Origin of the sequence: Paucibacter sp. JuS9 (genome assembly GCF_044043925.2) — a bacterium.
GTDB lineage: Bacteria > Pseudomonadota > Gammaproteobacteria > Burkholderiales > Burkholderiaceae_C > JAUASW01.
In genome coordinates, this window is the sequence record NZ_CP194172.1 from 3,017,778 (window position 1) to 3,040,053 (window position 22,276).

General features: G+C 66.3%; 18 protein-coding genes. 3 read left to right on the plus strand and 15 right to left on the minus strand.

The window, feature by feature from the left end; genetic code table 11:
- Nucleotides 1-21: 21 nt before the first annotated feature.
- The 12 genes from ABT392_RS13530 to ABT392_RS13585 all read right to left on the minus strand — a co-directional run bounded on the left by ABT392_RS13530 (nt 22) and on the right by ABT392_RS13585 (nt 13,917).
- Entirely contained in the window at nt 22-1,116 is a 1,095-nt protein-coding gene (locus ABT392_RS13530) for an MraY family glycosyltransferase (protein ID WP_395385541.1), read from the minus strand.
- A 35-nt stretch (nt 1,117-1,151) separates the two neighbouring features.
- Nucleotides 1,152-2,303, minus strand: a complete 1,152-nt coding sequence (locus ABT392_RS13535) for a Wzz/FepE/Etk N-terminal domain-containing protein (protein WP_334276360.1) — start codon at nt 2,301-2,303, stop codon at nt 1,152-1,154.
- On the minus strand, nt 2,303-4,240 hold the full coding sequence (locus ABT392_RS13540; protein ID WP_395385540.1) for an SLBB domain-containing protein: 1,938 nt from the start codon (nt 4,238-4,240) through the stop codon (nt 2,303-2,305). Before ABT392_RS13540 ends, ABT392_RS13535 begins: the two co-directional genes overlap by 1 nt.
- Nucleotides 4,241-4,341: 101 nt before the next feature.
- Nucleotides 4,342-5,481: a non-hydrolyzing UDP-N-acetylglucosamine 2-epimerase gene (gene wecB, locus ABT392_RS13545; RefSeq protein ID WP_334276491.1), complete on the minus strand. Its 1,140-nt coding sequence runs from the start codon at nt 5,479-5,481 to the stop codon at nt 4,342-4,344.
- Nucleotides 5,468-6,478, minus strand: coding sequence for an SDR family NAD(P)-dependent oxidoreductase (locus tag ABT392_RS13550; RefSeq protein WP_395386819.1), 1,011 nt, complete (start codon nt 6,476-6,478; stop codon nt 5,468-5,470). Before ABT392_RS13550 ends, wecB begins: the two co-directional genes overlap by 14 nt.
- A gap of 31 nt (nt 6,479-6,509) precedes the next feature.
- Nucleotides 6,510-7,382, minus strand: coding sequence for a dTDP-4-dehydrorhamnose reductase family protein (locus ABT392_RS13555; RefSeq protein WP_464970795.1), 873 nt, complete (start codon nt 7,380-7,382; stop codon nt 6,510-6,512).
- 16 nt (nt 7,383-7,398) lie between these two features.
- Entirely contained in the window at nt 7,399-8,616 is a 1,218-nt protein-coding gene (locus ABT392_RS13560; protein WP_395385539.1) for a glycosyltransferase family 4 protein, read from the minus strand.
- A complete protein-coding gene (locus ABT392_RS13565) occupies nt 8,613-9,653 on the minus strand; it encodes a glycosyltransferase (protein WP_395385538.1) in 1,041 nt (346 codons plus the stop codon). Before ABT392_RS13565 ends, ABT392_RS13560 begins: the two co-directional genes overlap by 4 nt.
- Nucleotides 9,650-10,468 (minus strand): 2OG-Fe(II) oxygenase, encoded by an 819-nt coding sequence (locus ABT392_RS13570; protein WP_334276367.1) that lies wholly within the window; start codon nt 10,466-10,468, stop codon nt 9,650-9,652. The genes ABT392_RS13565 and ABT392_RS13570 overlap by 4 nt, the downstream gene beginning before the upstream one ends.
- A 96-nt stretch (nt 10,469-10,564) precedes the next feature.
- Nucleotides 10,565-11,671, minus strand: a complete 1,107-nt coding sequence (locus tag ABT392_RS13575; protein ID WP_395385537.1) for an EpsG family protein — start codon at nt 11,669-11,671, stop codon at nt 10,565-10,567.
- Nucleotides 11,668-12,591 (minus strand): glycosyltransferase family 2 protein, encoded by a 924-nt coding sequence (locus tag ABT392_RS13580; RefSeq protein WP_395385536.1) that lies wholly within the window; start codon nt 12,589-12,591, stop codon nt 11,668-11,670. Before ABT392_RS13580 ends, ABT392_RS13575 begins: the two co-directional genes overlap by 4 nt.
- Nucleotides 12,592-12,630: 39 nt before the next feature.
- Nucleotides 12,631-13,917, minus strand: a complete 1,287-nt coding sequence (locus ABT392_RS13585) for a flippase (RefSeq protein WP_395385535.1) — start codon at nt 13,915-13,917, stop codon at nt 12,631-12,633.
- A gap of 99 nt (nt 13,918-14,016) precedes the next feature.
- Here ABT392_RS13585 and ABT392_RS13590 point away from each other — a divergent pair, with 99 nt between their 5' ends.
- The 3 genes from ABT392_RS13590 (at nt 14,017) to ABT392_RS13600 (ending at nt 17,298) form a co-directional block, all read left to right on the plus strand.
- Complete coding sequence (locus ABT392_RS13590) at nt 14,017-14,238, plus strand: hypothetical protein (protein WP_334276371.1); 222 nt, start codon at nt 14,017-14,019, stop codon at nt 14,236-14,238.
- A 95-nt stretch (nt 14,239-14,333) separates the two neighbouring features.
- Nucleotides 14,334-16,238 (plus strand): sulfatase family protein, encoded by a 1,905-nt coding sequence (locus ABT392_RS13595; RefSeq protein ID WP_334276372.1) that lies wholly within the window; start codon nt 14,334-14,336, stop codon nt 16,236-16,238.
- Between the two features lie 7 nt (nt 16,239-16,245).
- Nucleotides 16,246-17,298: a sulfotransferase family protein gene (locus tag ABT392_RS13600; RefSeq protein ID WP_395385534.1), complete on the plus strand. Its 1,053-nt coding sequence runs from the start codon at nt 16,246-16,248 to the stop codon at nt 17,296-17,298.
- On the opposite strand, the gene ABT392_RS13605 is transcribed toward ABT392_RS13600, so the two are convergent.
- The 3 genes from ABT392_RS13605 to ABT392_RS13615 are packed head-to-tail and all read right to left on the minus strand — an operon-like array spanning nt 17,295 to nt 22,236.
- Nucleotides 17,295-18,500 (minus strand): type II secretion system F family protein, encoded by a 1,206-nt coding sequence (locus tag ABT392_RS13605; protein WP_395385533.1) that lies wholly within the window; start codon nt 18,498-18,500, stop codon nt 17,295-17,297. The two genes, ABT392_RS13600 and ABT392_RS13605, sit on opposite strands and share 4 nt — an antisense overlap.
- Entirely contained in the window at nt 18,500-20,200 is a 1,701-nt protein-coding gene (locus ABT392_RS13610) for a GspE/PulE family protein (RefSeq protein WP_334276375.1), read from the minus strand. Before ABT392_RS13610 ends, ABT392_RS13605 begins: the two co-directional genes overlap by 1 nt.
- Nucleotides 20,200-22,236, minus strand: coding sequence for a secretin N-terminal domain-containing protein (locus ABT392_RS13615; protein ID WP_334276376.1), 2,037 nt, complete (start codon nt 22,234-22,236; stop codon nt 20,200-20,202). Before ABT392_RS13615 ends, ABT392_RS13610 begins: the two co-directional genes overlap by 1 nt.
- Nucleotides 22,237-22,276: the final 40 nt, after the last annotated feature.

Genomic DNA, 22,276 nt, shown 5'->3' on the forward strand with positions numbered 1-22,276 from the left:
TTTCACCGGCGCAGCCTGGATTTAGCGCCGCAACACCAGCCATCGCGGTGTGCGAAAACGCACGATGCGCCAGTACATGGTGATGTAGCCGAGCGCAAAAACGCCCAGGGCAATGCCCAGCGCCGCATCGTCATCCCACCAGATCACGGCCGGGATCGAAGAGGCCGAGCACACCACCCAGAGGTAGGGCGCCGTGAGCGAATTGCGCCGGGTCAGCTCGCGAGCGTCCTGGCTGCCGATGGCCCAACGCATCAGGCGGCGGTACACCAGGCTGTGCAGATGCACGCCATCGGGCATGCCGACGGGGCGCCCGCGCACGACCTTGCGCCGGTACATCGAGAACACCGTCTCGATCACGGGATAGGCGCACAGCAGCAAGGGGAACAGCGGCGAGACATCCGGGTTGCGGTTGATCAGGAGGATGCTCAGCTCAGCCAGCAGGAAGCCCAGGAAATAGGCGCCGCCATCGCCCAGGAACACGAGGCCGGCCGGATAGTTCCAGACAAAGAAACCCAGCGTTGCCGCGGCTGCCATCAGGGCGCAGCCGGCCACCAGCTGATCGCCCACCGTCAGGGCCACGGCAGCGACGCCGCTGAGCATGATGATGCTGCACATCGAGGCCAGGCCATTGAAGCCATCGATGATATTGATCGAATTGGCCACGCCAGCGACCACGAAGATGGCCAGCAGCGCCCCGCCCACCGAGGTGGCGGCAATCAGGTCCAGGCCCGGAATGGCGGTGTGATCGATACGCGCGCCCAGCAGGAATACGCCCAGCAGTGCTGCGGCCATCAAGGCCAGCATGCGCCAGAGCGGGCTGATGCGCTTGGTTGCATCCTCCAGCAGCCCGATCAGGAAAGCCGGCATGGCGCAGAGCAGCAAGCCGCCGACCAGTGCTCGACCATCGGCCAGCTTGTACAAGGCCAAGCCAGTGCCGGCCAGCACGCCCAGAAAGATGCCCAAACCGCCAATGCGAGGCACGGCGCGCGAATGAAATTTCTGCGGGCCGGAAAAATCGTGATCGGCGGAGAGCTTGGAGTGCAGCCGCGCTGAACGGACGATCAGCAGGGTGGCCACAAAGGCGACGGCAAAACTCAGGGCGAGGGTGGAGAGCATCTAGCAGCGGCTGATCAAGAAAGGGCGGCCAGGCCTCAGGCCTTGCCGCGCAGCGCCAGGCCGAGACTGCCGAGCTTGCTGCGCGAAGCCTCGGAGGCGGTCAGGCGCCAGCGCCAGCGCAGCAATACAAAACCCAGCAGCCCCAGGCCGCACAGCACACTGGTGACCAAGCCGACGATGGAACGGCGCGGCTTGATCTTCTTCTCCGGAACAACAGCCGCATCGACGACCTGGATCAGACCACCTTCCCGGCTCTCATCGACACGCGCGAGTTCGAACTGGCGCGAGAACAGCTCGAACAGGGTCTCCTGGTACTTGAACTCGCGGTACTTGCTGATGTAGTCGCTGCCCTCGCCGCTGGTGCTGGCCTCAGCACGTGCCAGTTGCTGCCTCAGGGCGCTCGTCACCGCCTGCTGCTGCTGCACCTCAGGTGCATTGGCAGTCAGACTGCTGAGCAAGGCTTGCAGCTTCACTTGCGCCGCGGTGGCCTCGGCCTGCAACCTGGCATAGCCTTCCGCTGCGGCCTTGGGCTCTGCTTTCAAGCTGCCCGCACTGAGCCCGCTGTCCTGCAGCGTGCGCTGCGCAGCCGCCAGCCTGTCACGCGTATCGGCGAGGTGTTTCTCGAAGAAGACCTTGCGCTGCTGCGCCTCGGTGATCGCAATCTCGGAGGTGATGCGGCGAAATTCTTCGACCATCGCGGCCGCCATTTCCGCAGCCCGCTTGGGCTCGTGATCATCGACCTCAATGGTGATGAGGCCATCACGCCGCCCGGCTGTCACGCGCAGCTTGGTCCAGAAGACCCTGCGCACATCCATCAGCAGCGGTTCTTCATAAACCGCCGAGAGCTGGAAGCGCTCGATCATGCGATCAGCCACGGTCCGGCTGAGCAGGATGGACACGTACTGGTCGAGCTGCGTTCTGACCCCGGCCGCGCCGCCCGCCAGGCCAGCCAGCGCCCCCAGCGAGGAGAGTGCCGAGGCCGCCGCCGACTGTTGCTGCTGTGGCGGCAACAACACCGTGCTCGCACTGAAGGTCGGGCGAACCAGATAGCTCAAACCGACCGCCAGCACGCCGGCCGCGAGGCCGCCAACGACGATCAGACGCGCATGACGGGCGACTTCAAGAAGCATGTCCAGCCCACCCATTTCGGCGGACTGCGGGGCGGCAGCCTTGGTTTGTTCGCTCATCATTTCAGGTTCTTGAGGGCCACGGCGCCGAGGCCGAACTGCGACAGGATGGAGGCCCAGTCCTTGGCCTCCTGTGTCCAGCTGACCTTGTTCATGTTCTCTGGCACAAAGATCGTGTCGCCCGGCAAGGCGGCCAGGGCCTCGACAGCCTGGGCACCGCTGAAGCTCCAGCCGCTGCGGGTATTGCGCGCGCTGACGACGCTGCCATTGGCGCGAATCACGAAGGTGCTGTCCGCGTCGGCATTGCGAGTCGGACCGCCGGCCAACGACAGGTACTGCTCCAGGTTGCGGCCATCGGCAAACAGATAGCTGCCGCCGTTGAACACGCTGCCATAGACATTGATCGACGTCGGACGCGATGGCACGAACAAGCGGTCCCGGTCCTCGACCGCGAGCAGCGGCAGGTCGCGGTCCTGCGGCCCGAACTGCAAGACGATGCGGCCGGTCGGCTTGACCGAACGCAGGCGCTCGATCAGCTGGAGCTGGTCGAGGCTTCGGCCAACGACAGCTCCGTCTGGCGGAACGACCTTTTCCTTGCGCGTGACGGCGGCACGGTTGAACTCGGTTTCGAGCTCACGCAGAGCCCGGTCGTAATTCTCCTGCTGCGAAATGCGCGTGCTCTCGCGGGTGAACTCGGCACCGAACACAAATGCCTCGGAGGTCAGGCCGCCGGCTGCGGCAATGGCATCCCGCAGGGTGCTGCCAGCGGGGAGCACATAGTCGCCCGGTCGCTGAACTTCGCCATCGACGCGCACACGCTTGCTCAAGCCAACACTGGGCCTGGCCAGGTCGGCAGCGCTTGAGATGCGCAGCACGTCGCCATGCTTGAGGACCAGGCCCTGATCCTTCTGAAGATCAACACTCTTGAGCGCCTGGCCAGCCTTGTCATCAAAGCTGTAAAGCGAAGCCACGGTGCGATTCGCGACGGCCGAGACGCCGCCCGCCATGCGCAGAACATCGTTGACTGTCTCACCGGCGCGCAGCTCGAAGACGGCCTGATTGTTGACACTGCCGATCACGCCCACCTGCGGACCGACGGCGCCGACATGGATCACGTCGCCACTGCGCAGCGGGCGGTCGGCACTGCGATCACCCTTGAGCAGGAAGTCGTAGAGGTCCAGCGAGCTCAGCGTGGCGCTGCCGCGTCGCAACTGGATGTTGCGGAAACTGCCCACGGCGGTGGGGCCGCCCGCCGCCATCACAGCCTGCAGCATCGACGACAGCGCGCTGACCGGATAGGCCCCCGGCTTCTGCACGAAGCCGGTCACGTAGACACGCACCGACTTGACCGCCCCCAAGGCCACCGACAGATCGAAGTTCTTGAACTGTTGGCCGACCCGCTGGGCCAGCACCTTGCGCAGCTCCGAAAAGCGCAGCCCGCTCACCGCCACGCTGCCGACGCGCGGAATGGCCACCATCCCGGTGCGATCCACCTGCAGGCGAAGATTGGCTTCCACGCTGCCCCAGAGGTTCAGCAGGATCTCGTCGCCAGCGCCGATCAGGTAGTCCTCGGGCACGAGGCTCGGACCATCATCGCCCTCATCGACCGGATTGCCCTGCGAAAGCTGACTCCCAAAATACCGCACCAACTGCATCGGTTCGCCGTCGCGGTCAAAACTGCTCTTGCTGTTGGTGGCGAGGCGGCTGACAAAGAGCTCAAACTCCGATGGCGCCGGCTCAGGGCGCTGGGCAGCTTCATCCTCGCGGGAGAGCGGGTCGCCGGCCTCGCGCGACTTGCGCTCGAAGTTGCTGTTCGACTTCTGCTTGCCATCGGCCTGCTTGCCATTGACGGCGCGCGGCAAAGGTTGGGTCAGTCGGATCGGGCCGCCCATCGCGCCCGCGCCAGTTTCAGCGCCAGTACCGGCCTGGCTCATGGCCAGCGGCGTCAAGGCCAGCAGGGCAAGACCGGACACCAAGGTTGCAATGAGTTTGCGCATAGGGCGATAGGAAAGGCTCCAGGCCTTGGTAGAGAGAGGCAAGGCCGTGAGCTCGCAGCCTCGTTCGGCGCGGATTCTAGTCCGCACCCCGCGCGTGCGGTTCATGCCGGCTTGCGCCATACCTTGCGGTTCACGAAGCCCGTGTAGCTGATGATGATGCGAAGCACCTTGTCAGACACATTGGCCGGTGAATAGTCGTGCACGAGACGCAGCAAGCGTTCATCACCGCGCGGCTGGCTCTCCAGGATCTTGAGCGCGTCCAGCACGAGCTCGGCATCGAAGCCGACCATCATCACCGCGCCCTCCTCCACACCTTCAGGCCGCTCATGCACCTCGCGCAGGTTCAAGGCCGGGAAGTTGAGGATGTTGGCCTCTTCGGTGATGGTGCCGCTGTCGGAAAGCACCGCGCGAGCGCCAGCCTGCAGCTTGACATAGTCCAGGAAGCCGAAAGGCTTCATGAACTGCACCCGGGGGTGCATGGTCTGCTGGGCAAGCAAGGATTCCAGCCGCTTGCGCGTGCGTGGATGCGTGGACACGATCACCGGCTCGTCGTAGCGCTCTGCCAGCTTGTTCAGCAGGTTCAGCAGGCGCTGCAGGTTCTCCGGCGCATCGACGTTCTCCTCCCGGTGCGAGCTGACGACGAAGTACTTGCCTTCGGTCAGGCCCTGGCGCTGCAGCACGCTTGAGGCCTCGATGCCGGGACGGTAATGCTCGAGCACCTCGCGCATCGGGCTGCCGGTGACGATCACCTGGTCCGGCGGCAGGCCTTCGCGCAGCAGGTAGTCGCGTGCGATCTGGCTGTAGCTGAGGTTGATGTCCGAGGTGTGGTCGACGATGCGGCGATTGATCTCTTCCGGCACGCGGAAGTCGAAACAGCGGTTGCCGGCTTCCATGTGGAAGATCGGCACCTTGCGGCGCTTGGCAGCAATGGCGGCCAGGCAGCTGTTGGTATCCCCGAGGATCAGGAGCGCGTCGGGCTTGGTCTGGTCCAGCACCTTGTCCACGTTCATGATCACCTGGGCGATGGTCTCGGCGGCCGTGGCGCCGGCCGCCTCCAGGAAGTGGTCTGGCTTGCGGATGCCGAGGTCGCTGAAGAAGACTTCGTTGAGCTCGTAGTCGTAGTTCTGGCCGGTGTGCACCAGTACATGCTCGCAATGCCGATCGAGCTGGGCGATCACGCGCGACAGCCGGATGATCTCCGGCCGCGTGCCCACCACGGTCATGACCTTAAGCATTGACAGCCTCCTTGATCAGGTCCAGCTGCATGAGCACCTGCTTGACCTCTTCGACCGTCAGCCGCTTGGTGTTGTGCGAGGTGTAGTCGTCGATGGTCGCGATCTCGGGCCGGCCCTCGACGAAGTACTTGGCGTAGTTCAGGTCGCGCGAATCGGCCGGGATGCGGTAGTAGCCGCCCAGGTCTTCCGAGCGCGCCATCTCTTCGCGCGAGACCAGCGACTCGTACAGCTTCTCGCCATGGCGAGTGCCGATGATGTTGATGTCGTTGCTCTTCTTGAGCAGCTGGCGCATCGCCTCAGCGAGGTCGCCCACCGTCGAGGCCGGCGCCTTCTGCACGAAGATGTCGCCGGGGCGCGCATGCTCGAAGGCGTAGAGCACCAGGTCGACCGACTCCTCGAGCGACATCAGGAAGCGGGTCATCGTCGGATCGGTGATGGTCAGCGACTTGCCGTCCTGCAACTGCTGCAGGAACAGCGGAATCACCGAACCGCGCGAGGCCATCACATTGCCATAGCGAGTGGCAGACAGCACCGTCTTCCTGGGGTCGCACAGGCGCGACTTGGCCACCATCACCTTTTCCATCATGGCCTTGGACATGCCCATGGCGTTGATCGGGTACACGGCCTTGTCGGTGGAGAGCACGACCACGCGGCTCACGCCCTGCGCAATGGCGGCGCGCATCACGTTCTCGGCGCCAACCACATTGGTCTTGACCGCTTCCATCGGATAGAACTCGCAGGACGGCACCTGCTTGAGCGCAGCGGCATGGAAGACATAGTCCACGCCGTTGAGCGCGTCATGCACGCTGTCGTAGTCGCGCACGTCGCCGATGTAGAACTTGACCTTGTCGCTCTTCAGGGCGATGCGCATGTCTTCCTGCTTCTTCTCGTCGCGGCTGAAGATGCGGATCTCGGCGAAGTCGGATTTCAGGAAGCGGGTCAGCACGGCATTGCCGAAGCTGCCGGTGCCGCCGGTGATCAGCAGGACTTTGTCTTTGAACATCTGGAACTCTCTGTCGTCAATCGTTGTGTCTTCAGCCGAACTCGCGCATGCGGCGCACCAGCTCGGGCCAGTCAGGGGGGGCATAGCCGGTGGCGGCGCGGAAGCGCCCGGAGTCCAGCGAGCGGTCGATCACCAGCTTGTCGTCCGGTGCAATCTCGTTGCTGCGCCCGTACTCGGCGGCCACCAGCGTGAGCAGCGTGTACTTGTCGATCGGCGCCGTTGAAACATGCCAGGTACCGCGCAGTGCAGGATGCGGCACCACATGCTCCTTCATCACCCGCGCCAGCTCGACCGTGGGCAGGCCCGAGAAGATGGCCTTGGTGAAGCCACGCACCGGCCCTTGCTGCGCCAGGAACCAGCCGACCAGGCCATGCGCACTGGCCAGTTCGTGGCCGATGATCGAGGTGCGCAAGGTGATTGCATTGTCGTAGTCGACTTCACCCATCAGCTTGCTGCGGCCGTAAAGATCGTAAGCGTCCGAAGCGTCGCTCTCCAGATAGCCGCCCTTCTTGCCGGAGAACACGCAGTCGGTGCTGACATGAATCAGCCGCGCGCCGGCCACCTGCGCCAGCCGTGCCAGGCGGTGCGGCAGCAGCGCGTTGATCGGAATCGCGGTAAGCGGGTCGTCCGCCTCGGCCAGTTGCTTGACCACGCCGATGCAGTTGATCACCAGGTCGGGCTGCACCTGGGCGAACAAGCGGGTGAGGCTGTCCAGGCTCTCGACATCGACGCCGGCCACGAACTGTGCCGCAGGCGCCTTGGCCTGCAGCGTCTTGATGACAGCGGCACCACGCACCGAACCAAACACTTCGAAAGCCGGGTCCTGCGCAAACAGGCGCAGCACCGCATTGCCCAACATGCCGCTGGCACCCAGCACCAGCAGGCGGCGTTTCTCTTGATTCATGCTCAGTCTTCTCTTCTCAAGGGCGCGCCGCGACGGCGCGCTCGAAATGTTTCACCAGTGCGCTGGCCAGGCGCTCCGGCTCGTAGTGTTCGGCGTAGTAACGCCTGCCCGCTTCGCCCAGGGCTTGCCGCTCTGCCGCCGGCATGGCTTGCAGGGCCTGGGCCGCGGCTGCCAGTGCAGCACTGTCCTGTGCCGGGCTGGCCAATCCGGCGCCGGCCTCGCGCACCACGCGTGCACCTTCGCCATCGAGACTGGCCAGAATCGGGCGGCCAGCCGCCAGATAGGCCTGTATTTTGCTCGGAACCGTCAAGCTCAAGGCCGGGCCGCCCAGCAGACTGACCAGCAAGGCATCCGCCTGCGCAAAGATCGAGGGCATCTTCTCGGGCGGAAATCGCCCGACCAGCATGACCTGGGACAGCCCTCGCCTCTGGACCTGCTCGGCCAGCCAGGCATCGCGCGCGCCGCTGCCGACCAGCCACCAGCGGATGCCGGCATCCGGCCCCAGGCGCTCGGCGGCATCCAGCACGCAGTCCAGCGCCTGGACGGTGCCGAGGTTGCCGGCAAACACGATATTGAACACAACGGGATCCAGGCCCAGCGGGCTTGGTGCCAGCGGGCCGGGCCTTGCTGCATCGCCCGGGTTCTCATGCACCGCCACAGGCACGCCACCGGCCATGGCACGGACCGGTGCCAGAAAGGCCTGTGACTGCACCAGCAACAGGTTGGTGCGCCGGTAGATCCAGCGCACCACCACAGCCACCGCAGCCAGCGCCCGCTTGTTCCTGATGAAACCGGTGATTTCGAGGCTGTCGGGCCAGAGGTCCTGCACCCAGGTAACCAGCGTCGCCCCCTTGATCCACTTCAAGATGACGGCCGGTATCGCTTGAAGGATGGGGCTGGTGCCGTAGACAAAGATCACGTCAAAGCGACGGCCACGCAGCGCCCACGGCCCCATCAGCGAGGCGCAGGCAATGAAGGACAGGTAGTTCAGCACCAGCGCACGCGCACCGCCGGCGCCGCGCGGCAGCAGAGGCACGCGCACGATCTCGAAGCCCTGGTGCCGCTCGCGCTGGATGCCGCCGACGCGGTAGCCATCGAACAGCCGGCCTTCCGGATAGTTGGGCTTGCCGGTCAGCACCGTCACTTCGCAACCCTGCTCGACCAGCGATTGCGCGATCTCGTTGATACGAAAGGACTCGGGCCAGAAATGCTGGCTCAGCAGCAAGACCTTCATGCCGCGTCGTCGTGGAGCGCGCGCAGGAAATCCGCGGCGCCAACCGGCTGCAGCGGCGCCTCGGCCAGCTGCAGGAAGCGGCGCACTGCGCGAGCCATCGATACCGCCGAGCCCGGGTCGAAGGTCTGCACCGGTTCGCAGACATCGCGCACGAAATCCAACTCGCCAGCCAGGATGGGCAGCCCGGCATTGCGCGCCTCGATCAGCGGCAGACCAAAGGATTCGCTCTTGGACGGGAACATCAGCGCTCTGGAAGAGCCATAAAGCTGCAGCACGTCCGCATGCGCCAGCGTGCCAAGGTTGCTGACCTGCAGGCCCAGCTCGACCGCCCGGCCAGCGATCCAGCTCGCCAGGCCGGCGTCGCGCGAAGAGAGGGTCAGGGCCAGCGTTGGGCGCAGGCCCTGCTCGGCCAGCAAGGCCCAGGCCTCGATCAGCGTGCGATGGTTCTTGTGCGCCTCGCCGTCAGCAACGTAGACGAAATCCCAGCGCGGCGCCGGCACCTGCTCGGCCGCCTCGGCCGGCAATGCAAAGGGCATCACATGGATCTTGACGGGCTCGGCGCCATACCAGGCCCGCAGCGCCCGCGCCATCGAGGGCGTTTGCACCCAGTAGCTGGCAACACGGCGCCGGAACAAGCGGCTGATCGCCTGCTCGAAGCGCAGCCGTTGGCGCGTCTTCCAGCTGAAGGCTGCCAGCGGCACCAGGCCCAGGTAATTGCGGTTTTGCTGAAACACCAGCACAGGCGCGGCATTGCGCATGAGCGGCGGCAGCCCATGGAAGCACAGCACCCGATCCTGAGCCCGACCAGCGCGGGCCAGTGAGACCTCGGCCCCCAGGCGCGAGCCGAAGCTGGCACGCACCCAGGTGATCTCGCTGCCCGCCGGAGGCACCAGGCGGCCACGTGCGCGCGCGTCCAGCCAGGCAACCAGCGGCCGCCCGGCTGGCCAGGCCGCCAGCAAGGCCTGCAGCAGCACAAAGCCGCCGCCGGTGTGGACATTGGGCGCGTACAGCAACAGGCGCCCGGCCGCGTCGCTCACTTCTTGGGACCTTGGTACACGTCCTTCTTGCCCAGGCCCTGAGGCACCAGCATGCGCACCGCCTGGCGCAGGCCGTTGTCGGCACGGGCCAGCAGGCGGCGCAACGGCTGCTCAGGGCGAGCACTGAATGAAGTGACGTTGAAATAGTCCTCGCCTGTCGGCGAGCGCGGCGAGAAGTAGTAATTCGAGACGCAGCAACGCACGCCGTCGGCCTGCACCGGACTGACCGAATGCCAGGAGGTGTGCGTCGTCTCCATCAGTGCCAGGCGGTTGAAGCGGCTGACGATGGTGGCGTTCCTGCGCACATCCCGGTCCCACAGCTCCAGGTTGCCGCCGTTCTCCAGCGTCCAGCCGGGCGTCACGTAGTACAGCAGGTTGAGCGTGCGGTAGTAGGTGCGTGTGGCCTCGTGGGAATTGTCGATATGCGGGCCCAGGTGGTGGCCACGCACCATCGCGCTCAGGCCGCCGGCATAGAGACTCGAGTCGGGGAGCTGCTGCTCAATGCCGGTGATGGCCTCGACTTCGGCCAGCACCCGAGGGTCCTGCACGGCGAACGTGATGTCAGCCATCAGGGGGTCGAACTTCTCGAACGCCTTCGAGGTGTACTTCTTCTCGCGGAAGCTGTCCATCAAGCGCATCGACTCGGGCTTGGGGAAGGCGGCATGAATGCGCTCAGCCAGCGCCTGAGGAAGCAGGTCGTCGATGACGCAGTAGCGCACGCCGACCTCGGCACGCGAGGCCTCGAAAGCCTGCCGCAGCGCAGCGCGATCACGCGCCAGGCGCTCGACGATCAATTGAACCAGCTCTTCTTTCATTCAAGGACCCGTAGCCGAATTGGAGGCGTATTGTCCCATCGCCATGCGGCACGTCTGCTCATTGCCGCAAATCCGCATGCCAGGCCGAATGCGCGCTCAGCGCACCAGCCACAAGGGGGAAATGGGCTCGTAGGGCAACGGCGGGGCGAAGAAGTTGGAGAGCGGGTAGCGCAGCAAGGTATTGAGCAGGGCCACGCTGAGCAACAAGCCCAGCACCGCATTGCGCGACCACCGGCCCGACCGCGTGCTCGCCATGGAGCCGGACAATGCCACCAGGATCACCAGCGCGAACTGCCAGGCGCGATCACCCACGGCAGCCATGGCTGAACCGAACAGCAGCAAGGACAGCGCGGGCATCGACGCAAGCAAGGCACGCAACCACAGCATGTGTACCGCCTCAGCCTCTGGCGAATGCTGCTCCCGCCGCATCAGCGCGTGCACCATGGCAATGGCCACGAACAGCAGGGAAATCAGCGAAATCAGGTTGAGGCCGGCCGCACCCGAAGCCTGCCCGGCATAGTCATCGAGCTTGGAACTGTCGATGTCGCTGCCCAAGGCGAGCGCCACCAGGCTCAGCGCAAAGGCAAGCGGTGCCAGGGCTGCACTCAGCCACCAGCGGCGCAGCCACTGCGTTGGAATGAGCGAAAACACGATGAAGGGCACGCAGAACAGAAGCACCTGCAGATGCTGCGAAACGCCCAGCACGAAAGCCAGCAAGCCGAGCAGGCGATGCCCTCGCAGCACAGCCAGCAAGCCCATCAGGGTGATGGACAAGGCCAGCCCGGCCCGCAGCGCGTTTGCCTCGAACAGCGTGATGGCATACAGCTGAATCAGCAGGATCCACCACCACCCCAGGCCCAGCCGGCGCATGGCAAAGGTGCGCAGCCCCACGGAGACGCCTGCCAGCAAGGCGTAAGTCGTCGCTGCATCGAACCAGTCCAGCAGCCCCTTGGCGAGCGCAACAAAACCCAGCTCGAAAGCGCCGCCACCCGGAATCAGCAGATAGGGGAAGGTCAAGGGCAGAAGCTCGAAGGCGGTCTGCCAGTCCGTGTCCTGCATGGCACGGAAGTAACTCATGTAGTTGGCGTAATCGTAGGAAAAGCTCTCTGCCGTGACCGGCAGCATGCGCAGAAGCACGAACAGGCCCGCCAGCAAGCCGCCCGCCAAAGCGTGATCGCGGCACTCGCCTCGGGGCTCGTTCATGCACCCGCCCCTTGCCGTGCCTTGTACTGGTAGTAGGCACGACGCAGCATGCCCACCAGCAGCTGGCGCCACACACCCAGTTCCATTGCCAGCGCGGGGCGCCTGCCCAGCGCCCGGAAGAACCAGCGCAGGGCCGTCAGCGGCCGGCCAGACTGGGCGTGATTCTTCGCGGCAATGGCCATGGCCCGCGCCAGCGAAGCCTGCCTGCCCTGCTGGCCTGGCTCAGCCTGCCAATAGCGCTCCATCACCTGCACGATTTCCTCGGCACGCGCCGGCTGCATGACCCGAAACGAGGCCGAGCCCTCATGGATCCGGTACTCCGCGAGTGGCTCCGCCACGCGAATGAAGGGCCCTTGCACCGAGGCGCGCAGCCAGAACTCGAAATCAGGCACCTGGCGCAAGGCGGCGTTCCAGCCACCTTGCGCATCAAAGACCGTGCGGCGGAAGAAGGCGCCGGGACCGGGCTGGCATACGAGGTCCACGCAGAGGCGGCGGCGGTCGAATTCTTCTGCCTGCACCGTGCGCAGGCGCTGGCCTTGCGCGTCGATCAGCCAGAAGTCGCAATAGGCGACGGCGGCGTCCGGCCGGGCCTGCAAGGCCGTGACCATGCGGCCGATGGCACCCGGCAGCAGGCAGTCGTCCGAACTGAGATAGGCAAGGATTTCACCTTGCGCCTGCGCCCAGCCCTTGTTCAGGGTCGCGGCCTGGCCGCTGTTGGTCTGGCTGATCACGGTCATGCGCCCCGGATGCGCCGCTTCGTAGCGACGCGCAACAGCCAAGGAGTCGTCGGTCGAGCCGTCGTCGATGACGATGTACTCGAGCGCCGCATAGTCCTGTGCCAGCACGCTCTCGATGGTCGCAGCCAGGTACTCCGCCTGATTGAAAACCGGGGTGATGAGGGTGACGGTGGGCAGGAGCATGGGCAGGTTCAAGGACGGCGGGATTGTATGCAGCGCTGCTCAGCCGGCCGAGGGCGCCACCACCTCACGGCGCGCGCGCCGGCACAGCCAGAACAGCGCCGCAGAATCGGTGACCATGCGCAGTAGCCAGGCCAGGGCCGCGCCCATGACACCCCAGTGCGTCGTGAAGACCCAGAGCGCCAGCAGAAACAAAGGCAGCTCGGCGCTGTGCAACAAGGCCGGCGCCCGGTACTGCCCGGCGCCATGCAACCAGGTCAGCGGCACATGGGCCAGGCAGTTGATCAGGATGCCGACAGCAAACACCTGCAGCAAAGGCGCGCTGTGGCTCGCCAGCTCGGCATTGATCCAGTGGCGCAAGAGGGGCTCCGCGAAGAAGGCCAGGCCGGCGCAGATCGGCAGCAGCACCAGGAAGAGAATGCGCACCGCGCGGTCATACAAGGCCCAGGCGCCCGCGTCCTGGCGCGCGGCCAGCGCGGCGAAGGCCGGGAACAGCACCGCCGTGAGCGCCCCGGGAATGATCCAGAGCTTGGTGACGATCTCCTGCGGCGTTGCGTAATAGGTCGTGGCCACCGCCGACACGGTGATGCCGATCACGAAACGGTCCACGTAGCCCATGAAGGGGCTGACCACATTGCTGAGCGTCAGCCAGCCGCCGGAAACCAGCAGGGGCCGCACCCAGTCAGGATCCCAACGCAGGCGCCCGCGCAACTGCGGCAGCGCACGCCAGACGAAGAAGCCATGGACGAGGCAGGCCACAACGCGTCCCAGCGCCAGCGCCACAGTGATGGCCAGCAAGTCTGGCCCGAGCCATTGCATCACCAGCCAGGGTCCGGCGAAGGTCCATGCCCCCATGGGCAATCGGATGTAGTTCAGCACCTCGAAGGCATGCCGTGCTTCAAGCATGCCGCGCAGCCCGGCCGTCACCACGATGAAGGGCATCGCCAGGCCCATGACTGCGCAGGCCGCAATGGCTTCGCGATAGTCGGGCACCTGCTTGAGCAGGCTGACACCCCAGGGCGCCAGCACCACCATCAGCAAGCCACCAACCGCCCCGAGCGCCGCCATCAGCAGCAGCGCCGTGGCGCTGAGGGTGCCGATGCGCCGGTCGTCCTTGCGGTCGAGCAGGATGGCCAGTTGCTGTGTCAGCGCTCGACCCAGGCCCAGGTCGAACAGCCCGAAGTAGCTGGTGACCGCCCAGACCAGGGTCAGGAGGCCGAACCGCGCCTCGCCCAGGCCATGGATCAGGGCCGGAATCGTGAACAGCGCCAGCAGCAGCGGCGCGCCCAGTCCGACGAGATTGAACAGCGTGTGGCGGGCGAGTTTCAAGGGTGGGGGCTGGGCTGTCTGACGGGGGCGGCGGATTGTACGAGGCTGGTAATATTCGCCGCGCCGGGCCTGCGCCCGCCTCCGTCCTGACCCCGCCGCATGCTGTCTTCCGTCCGCTTCGCCCTGTCTGTCCTGCTGGTCCTGCTGTTGTCGATGTCGCCGGCCTACGCCTACATCGACCCAAATGCCGGCGGCCTGCTGTTCCAGCTGCTGGCGCCCTTGTTTGCAGCCGTGCTGGGCGGTTGGCTGTTCCTGCGCCGCTGGATTTCCGACCTCGCCCGGCGCCTGTGGCGCCGCGTGCTGGGCCGGCCTGAGGAATGAGCCTCGGGCCCGCATCGGGACAGCCCTCCTCTTCTGGCAAGCCCGCGAAAACCGGTCAAGTCGGTCACCACAAACACGCCAGCGCTGCCTGGGTCATGGGGCTCAGCAGCTACGCCGCGCTGGGCCTGATCTGGCTGCCGCTGGTGCTGCTGCGCCAGGTTGACGCTTTCCTGGCCTTCAAGCGGCCGCTGGAGCTTGCAGGCGACCTGGCGCTCGCCTATGTGTTGCTGCTCGTTCCTGTGGCACTGCTGACCACTCTGGCGCTGATGCTGAAGTTCGTACTGCGACGCCTCGGCCTGCGTCGCGAACCAGCCAATGGCGCCGCCTGGTTCGTCGTCATGGGCCCCACGTTGTGGGTCTGCAGCTGGCAACTCGGCGGCAGCGCCTGGGCCTGGCTGAAAACCGTGACCGCGAGCTCGACCCTGACCATCGGCTCCCACGGCCGCGTCGCGGCCAGCGTGGCCTTGCTGCTGGTCCTGCTACTCCTGATCCGCCGCCAGGGCATGGCTGCCTTTTTCGGCGGCCTGGTCCATCGCCTGCGTGCCTTGCATCGCCCGGCATTGCTGATGCTGGCGCTGTCGGTCGGCTTGCTGCTGGTGCAACCGCCGCGCCTGCTGTCACGTCCCGCGCCCGCTGCCGTGGTTGCGGGCGGCGCCGACAAGCCCGACATCATCCTGATCACGATCGACACCCTGGCAGAAGCCGACGCCCAGGTCTGCGGCGATGGACCCACGCTGATGCCGCGACTGCGCGAGTTCGCCCAGCAGGCCACCTGCTTCTCGCGCCACTACGCCAGCAGCAACTTCACGACACCCAGCACGGCCACGATGGAAACCGGCAGCCTGCCATGGAACCACTGGGCGGTGCAGATCGTTGCCAAAGTGGCGTCGCCGCTGCAGCCGGTCTCGCTGGCAGCGCAGCTGCGCGCCGCCGGCTACGAGACCCATGCCGTCAGCACGAACCTGCTGGCCAGCCCGCGCCACCATGGCACCGACCGCAGCTACGACAGCGAAGTGATAGCGCCGTCAACGTCCTGGGGCGCCAAGCCGCGCGAGGTGCTGACCCTGTTCCCTGACACGACCCTGCCCTACTGGTTCTCGGCCATCGTGCCCTTCCTGGACACGCTGGACATTTACCGCCACGGCGAGCAGCACCCTTATGCGCCGGAGCAGGCCTATGCCGTGCTGCAGCAACGCATGGCCGAGCGGCACCAGCGGCCGCAATTTTTCTGGGTCCACACGCTGCCCCCGCACGACCCCTATCTGCCGCCGGCCAGCACCAAGCACAAGCTCTTGAACGGGCCGGAGCTGGCCCGCTGGAGCGAGTTCCAGGCGATGGGCCCCTATGCGGCAGACAAGCAGCCGCTGATGGACAAGTACCGGCTGCGCTACCGCGAGGCCATCATGGGTTCGGACGAAGCGCTGGGCCGCCTGCTCGATCAGTTGCGCGCCAGCGGCCGCCTGGACAAGGCCATCATCGTGATCAGCTCCGACCACGGCGAGTCTTTCGAGCGCGGCTTCCTCGGCCACGCGGGCGGCCTGATCCACAACGCGGTGCTGCAAGTGCCGCTCGTGGTGCGCCTGCCCGGTCAGCAGGCAGCACAACGCATCAGCACACCCGTCAGCCTCGCCGACATCGCGCCGACCATCGCCGACCTGGCCCATGCCCCGACCCTGCCGCAGGCCGACGGCCGATCATTGCGAGCAGCTCTGGAAACCGGCGCCATCGAACCGCGTCCGGTCTACGCGATGGCGATGGAGCGTCAGAGCCGCTTCGAGACCATCCGCGCCGGCCACTATGCGGTGATCGACGGCGACTACAAACTGGTCCTGCACCTGGCCGAGAAGCACAGCGAGCTGTTCGACCTGAGCCGCGATCCCCTGGAGCTGCAGGACTTGAGCAAGACCGAGCCACAGCGCGCCGCGACGATGCGCCAGATGCTGGAGGCACAGCTGCACCAGGCCGAGGCACACCGGCAATCGCTGTTTGACCGGCACTGAAACAGCCATGCGACTGCCGAGCCTGTCCATCACCCGCCCGCTGCTGGCCTGGCTGCGTGAAGACCGCCAGTGGCAGACCCTGGATTGGCGTGTCCGCGCAATGCTGGCCTGGAAGGCCGGTCTCGGCAGCCTGAATGCCAAGCTCAGCCGTGCACAACAAGCGTCAGCAACAAGCAGGCAGCCGCTCGCGCCGCTGCTGATCCTCGGCCCCTGGCGCAGTGGCACGACGGTGATGCATGAGCTGCTGAGTGCTGCGACCGGCTGGCCCACACCGCTGACCTGGCAATGCATGGACCCGACGGCCTTCCAGCTTGGCAGCGCACCACGCCGCGATGTCGTGACAGCGCGTCCGATGGACGGCTTGGCACTGGGCAGCCTGTCGCCACAGGAAGATGAATTCGCGCTGCTCGCGCTGGGCGTTCCATCGGCGTACCGGGCCTTCTGGATGCCGCATCGCCTGACGTCCCTGCTGCCAACGCTGGAGCAGCAGTATTGGCTCGACGAACCACAGTGGCTGGACACCTGGGAGGGCTTCCTGCGCGCGGTGCACCGCGGCGCGGCACCCGGCCATGGCTTGCTCCTGAAGTCACCCAATCACACCTTCCGACTCCAGGCGATTCTTGGCCGCCATCCACAGGCGCGCGTCGTCTGGATGCTGCGCGATCCCCAGGCGGTGTTCTTCTCCAACCGCAAGATGTGGCGGACGATGTTTGCCGAGCATGGCCTGACTCCAGCGGACGAGGCGGCCCTGGATCACTTCCTGGCACGAGCGCTGCAAGCCAGCGCCGAGGCCCTCGAGTGGGCCCTCGCCCACCTGAGCGCCGACCAGCTCGTGTGCTGCACGCAGGAGGCACTGCGCGATGCGCCGCTTGCCGAGGCACAGCGAGTGCTTGCTGCACTGCACCTGCCTGCCGACGAAGCAGCCTTGGAAGCCGCGATTGCAAGTACCCGCAGTGGCCGCGTCGAACATTACCCGCAAGCGCCTCCAGACTGCGCGCAAGCGGCGATTGCCAGGCTGCGTGAGATCCAGGCCGACGCAGCGGCCCGTTTTGCCGCCTAGCCAGCCAGGTCGTTCATGCCGGTGATGGCCAGCATCACTGCGACCATGACCACGCCGATGACCGCACCGATGATGAGGATGGCCGCCGGCTCGATCAAGGTCAGCAGGCGCTTCTGTGTCGTGCGGGCGGCATCGCTTTGGCTCTGGCCCAGCACCAGCAGCATGCGCGGCAGCTCGCCGCTGCGTTCACCCACCCGGATCAGGTTGAGCCGCGCGGGCGGGAACCAGGTCTGCGTCTCCAGGCCCGCCGCCAATGTCTGACCCTGCTTGAGAGACTGGGCGGTGCGCGCCAGACCCTGCTTCAGGCGTTCGAGCTTGAGCACCCGCGTCGACAGCTCTAGCGCTTCGACGATGGGCACGCGGTTGGCCAGCAGGGTGCCGAGCACGGTGGCCCAGCGACCGATCTCGCCCTGCAAGAGCCAGGGGCCGATGCCCGGCACACCCAGCATGGCCTGCAGCACGCGATTGCGCAGCTCGGGCCGGCTGGCTGCCATGCCGAACAGGGCAGCCAGGGCGCCGAAACCAAAGCCGAATGCGTCGAGATGGGCGCGCATGAAGACGCCGGCTTCGATGACCCAGCGCGACATCTCCGGTATGTTGCCCCGAGCGCTGCGCAGCATCGGCGCAAAGCGCGGCACGACGCCGATGAAGATCAACAGCACGGCCAGCACGCCGGTCACCACCAGCACGGTCGGATAGATCAGCGCGCTGCGCAGTTCCTCGGCCGACTTGCGATCCAGCTCCATCTGGTCTGCTGCCTCGCTCAGCGAACGTGCCAGTTGCCCGCTCGCCTCGCCGGCCTGGGCCAGCGCCAGCACATAGGGCGGCATGGCCAGTCGGGCATCCGCCAGCGCTTCGGACAGACGGCCACCGCCGCGCACATGGGTGTTCAGGCTCACCAGAGCCGGGCCGAGCGATTGCGCGGCATAGGCTTCCGCGAGGCTCGGCAGCGCATCCCCGAGGGTCACGCCGGCGCTGAGCAGCGTGGTCAGTTCCCGCAGCAGCAGCACCTTCTCTGCAACGCGCACGCGGGCGCCACGGCCACCGCCGCGAACCGGGCGCGGAGCGTCCAGACGCTCCAGGCGCACCGGCACCAGGCCCTGCGCTTCAAGCTTGCGCAGCGCCTCGACCTCGCTGGCGGCCTCGATGCGGCCCTGATGGGCCTGACCGTCGCGGTCGCGCGCGTGATAGTCGAAACGCATCAGTCGTCGAGGCTGGTGCCCGTGGCACGCAGCACTTCGTCAAGCGTCGTCGCGCCCGAGGCCACCTTGAGCACGCCTTCCTGGAAAAGGCTGCGGCGACCTGCCGCATCGGCAAGCGCCTCGATGCGGGCAATGGGCTCGTCCTCTGCAATCGCATGCTGGAGCTTGGGGCCGACGTCCATCATCTCGTAGATGCCGACCCGCCCCTTGAAGCCGGTCTGGTCGCAAGCGGCGCAGCCACAGGCCTTGCGCCAGCGCGGCAACTCGCCCGTCTCGCCATCTTCGCCGGCGTCTGCCAAGGCCAGGCGAATCGCGCTCTCGCTCAGCGCGGCGGGCGCATCGCCTGCAATGGCGCAGGATTCACAGAGTCGGCGCACCAGGCGCTGTGCCATCACGGCCCGCAGCGAGGCCGCGACCAGGAAGGGCTCCACGCCCATGTCCACCAGTCGCGTGATTGCCGAAGGCGCGTCATTGGTGTGCAGAGTGGCCAGAACCAGGTGACCGGTCAGTGCCGATTGGATGGCAATCTCGGCCGTCTCACGGTCGCGGATTTCGCCCACCATGATGACGTCGGGGTCGTGGCGCAGGAACGCCCGCAGCGCCCGAGCGAAGGTGTAGCCGATGTCGGACTGGGTCTGCACCTGGATGACGTTGGGCAGCCGGAACTCGACCGGGTCCTCGACCGTGACGATCTTCCTCGTCATGTCGTTGGTCGCTGCGAGCGCCGAATAAAGCGTCGTGCTCTTGCCCGAGCCGGTCGGGCCGGTGACCAGCACCAGGCCATTGGGAATGCCCAGCCAGCGCTTGAACAGCGTCAGCTGAGTCGGCCGCATGCCCAGCCTCTCCAGCGAGAGATCGGCCCGGCGCTTGGGCAGCAGGCGCATCACGATCGATTCGCCATAGACCGCCGGAATCGAGGACACCCGCACATCGATCTCCGCGCCTGCGGCACGGGTCGAGATTCGGCCGTCCTGCGGCAAGCGGCGCTCGGCGATGTCCATGCCGGCGATCAACTTGATGCGCGATGCCACGGCCGGGTAGCGGTCCATGGGCAGCGTCGAACGGCGGTGCAGCACGCCGTCGATGCGCAGCCTCACCTCGAACTCGCGCTCACCGGGCTCCAGGTGGATGTCCGATGCGCGCGCCTCCACCGCCTGGGCCACCAGGTTGTTGACCAGAGCGATGACCGGCGCATCTTCGGCCAGTTCACGCAGGGCGCGGGCATCCAGCGCCTGCAGCGAGGTTTCGCGCTGGTCCAGGCGCTGGCGCAGGCCATCGAAGTCGGCCTCGGGCAGCAGCGACCAGGACGCGCCCCTCAGCTGTTCATGCTCGGCAACCGCCTCACGCAATTCCGCCTGCAAGGGATCGGTGGCGGCCAGTTGCCAGGCCCCCGTTTCGTCCTGCCAGGCCAGCAGGCCTGAGCTGAGCAGCCGTGCTGCCGCGCCGCCCAGCGCCAGTTGCCCGGCGCGCAGCAGCGCATCATCGAGCTGGTTGGCGCGCACCAGGCCCAGCCCCAGTTGCTCGGCCAGTACCGGATACAAGGTCTCGCCGGTCAGCGCACCCATGCGCAGCAGCACGGCGCCGACACGGCCGCCATGGGCCGCCTGATAGGACAGCGCTGCCTCGAGATCCGCCTCGCGCAGCAGCCCGCGCTCGGTCAGCAGCTCGCCGATGCGTCGGGAGGTCGAACCGGCCTGCATCAACGTCGGGCGCCGTCGGTGGCCCGCTCGGCAGCTTCCGGCTTCGCACGGCCGGCCCAACCGCCCAGCGTCTTGCGGAAGGCCTCGGTGATGGCTTCGGCCTCATGCGAGTCGTTGGCGATATAGGGCGTGATCAGGATGATCAGTTCGCGCCGCTCCCCGGACTTGGACTGCTTGCTGAACAGATTGCCCAGCAACGGGATGTCCTTCAACCATGGCACGCCAGCACCACCCTGCTCGCCCTTCTCGGAAATCAGGCCGCCCAGAAGCACGGTGGCGCCGTTCCTCAAGGTGAGCTTGGTTTCGATGCGGCGGGTGCCGAAGGTGGGCGAACTGGACACGCCCGTCTCGGTCTTCGAGGCGTCGCTGACTTCTTGCGAGACATCCAGGTCGATCTGGTCGCCCGAATGGATGACCGGCTTGATCTTCAGGATCACGCCAGTGCTCCGGTACTGCACCGTCTGCAGAATTCCGCCGCCCGTATTACCCACGGCGGCCTGCTGCTGCGAAGTGATGATGGGCACTTCTGAACCGACCTGGATGGTCGCGGATTCGCCATTGCGTGCCATCAGGCGCGGGCTGGAAAGAATCGTCGCGCGGTTGTCGCTCGCCAGGGCGTTCACTGCGGCGCGCATCGCGCCGGCACCGTTGAAGACCTGGAAGCTCAAGCCGGCCGAGGTCGTGCTGGTCGTGCCGCCGATGCCGCCGCCGCCTCGCGAACTGACGGTATAGCTGCGATCACTTGTGATGCGGTTCGAAAGCCAGTCCACGCCGATGTCACGCGAGTCCGTCAACGACAGCTCAGCCACGGTGACTTCGATCAGCGCTGACTTGGCGGGACGGTCCAGCGACTCCAGCAAGCCGGTGAGCTGACCGTAGTCCTCCGGACGCGACTGGAAGATCAGCGTGTTGGTCGACTTGTCGACCACCACCGAGCTGAACTGCTGCGGGGCAGTGCCGGTAGCGGCAGCAGCGCCTGCCTGGCCTGCCGGCGCCGTGCTTGCAGTCGCACCGGCATTGCCAACGCGCGAACCGCCCAGCACCCGGTCCAGGGTCTGCGCCAGCAACTCGGCATCCTTGTGCTTCACCGCGTACTGGAAGAAATTCTTGCCCACGCCACGCTCGCCAGGACGATCCAGGTTGCGCGCCCAGTTGGCCACATGATTGGCCACCGTATCGCTGTTGGCGAACACGTAGATCGCGTTCAGGGCCGAAACCGGCAGCAGGATGACCGGGCTGCGGGAAGCACCCGGGACCACGGCCTGACCGATCGGGTGCACGGCATAGCCTTCGGCCGACAACACCTCATGAAGCCGGCGCGCCAATTCCTCGGCCGACCAGTACGCCGGTGTCAGGGCCAGGCTGGTGCGACCCTTCATTGCCGGCTGGTCGAGCGTGTCGATGGCCTCCAGCGCGGACTTGATGTTGTCGGGATTGCCGCTCAGCAACACGGCGTTGCGGCCTGCATCCTCGCTCACCTTGACGCGATCACCGAACATCGTCCGCAACCAATTGGTCACATCGGTCTGTCGGACCGAAGTCAGGGTCACCAAATGGAACACGGGGCGCAGCGGCGACGGCACGTCGGGCGTCGTGGCGCCGAAACGCAGGCTGGGCAGATCACCGAAGGTCGCGTTGTCAGGCACGATGCGCACCAGGCCGCCAGCCTCCACCACCGAGAGGCCGTAGCTCTTCAGCAGCACGCGCACGGCCTGCTCGAGCTGGGCCGCCGTCTGCCCGCCGCCGGAGCGGAAGGTCACCAGATCTTGTCGCGTGGCGACCGATGCATGGGGGCTGACCGGCTTCTTCAGGATCTCCGCGTAGACAACCTGAATGAAGGATGCGAGGTTCACCTGCTGCAGATTCACTGCGGCCAGAATCTCGCCGTCGGCCGGTATCGCGCCGGCAGGCTCCTCCCGCGCTGCCGGGCTTGTCACCGGCGCCTTTGGCGCGGGGGAGACACGCAGGGTGCGTTCATTGGCCTTGGCCGCTCCGTCCTCGACCGCCGGGGCTGCCGTGCCGTCGCCCACGTTCATCCGCTCCGGGATGCGGGGTTGAAGTGAGGTACAGCCGGCC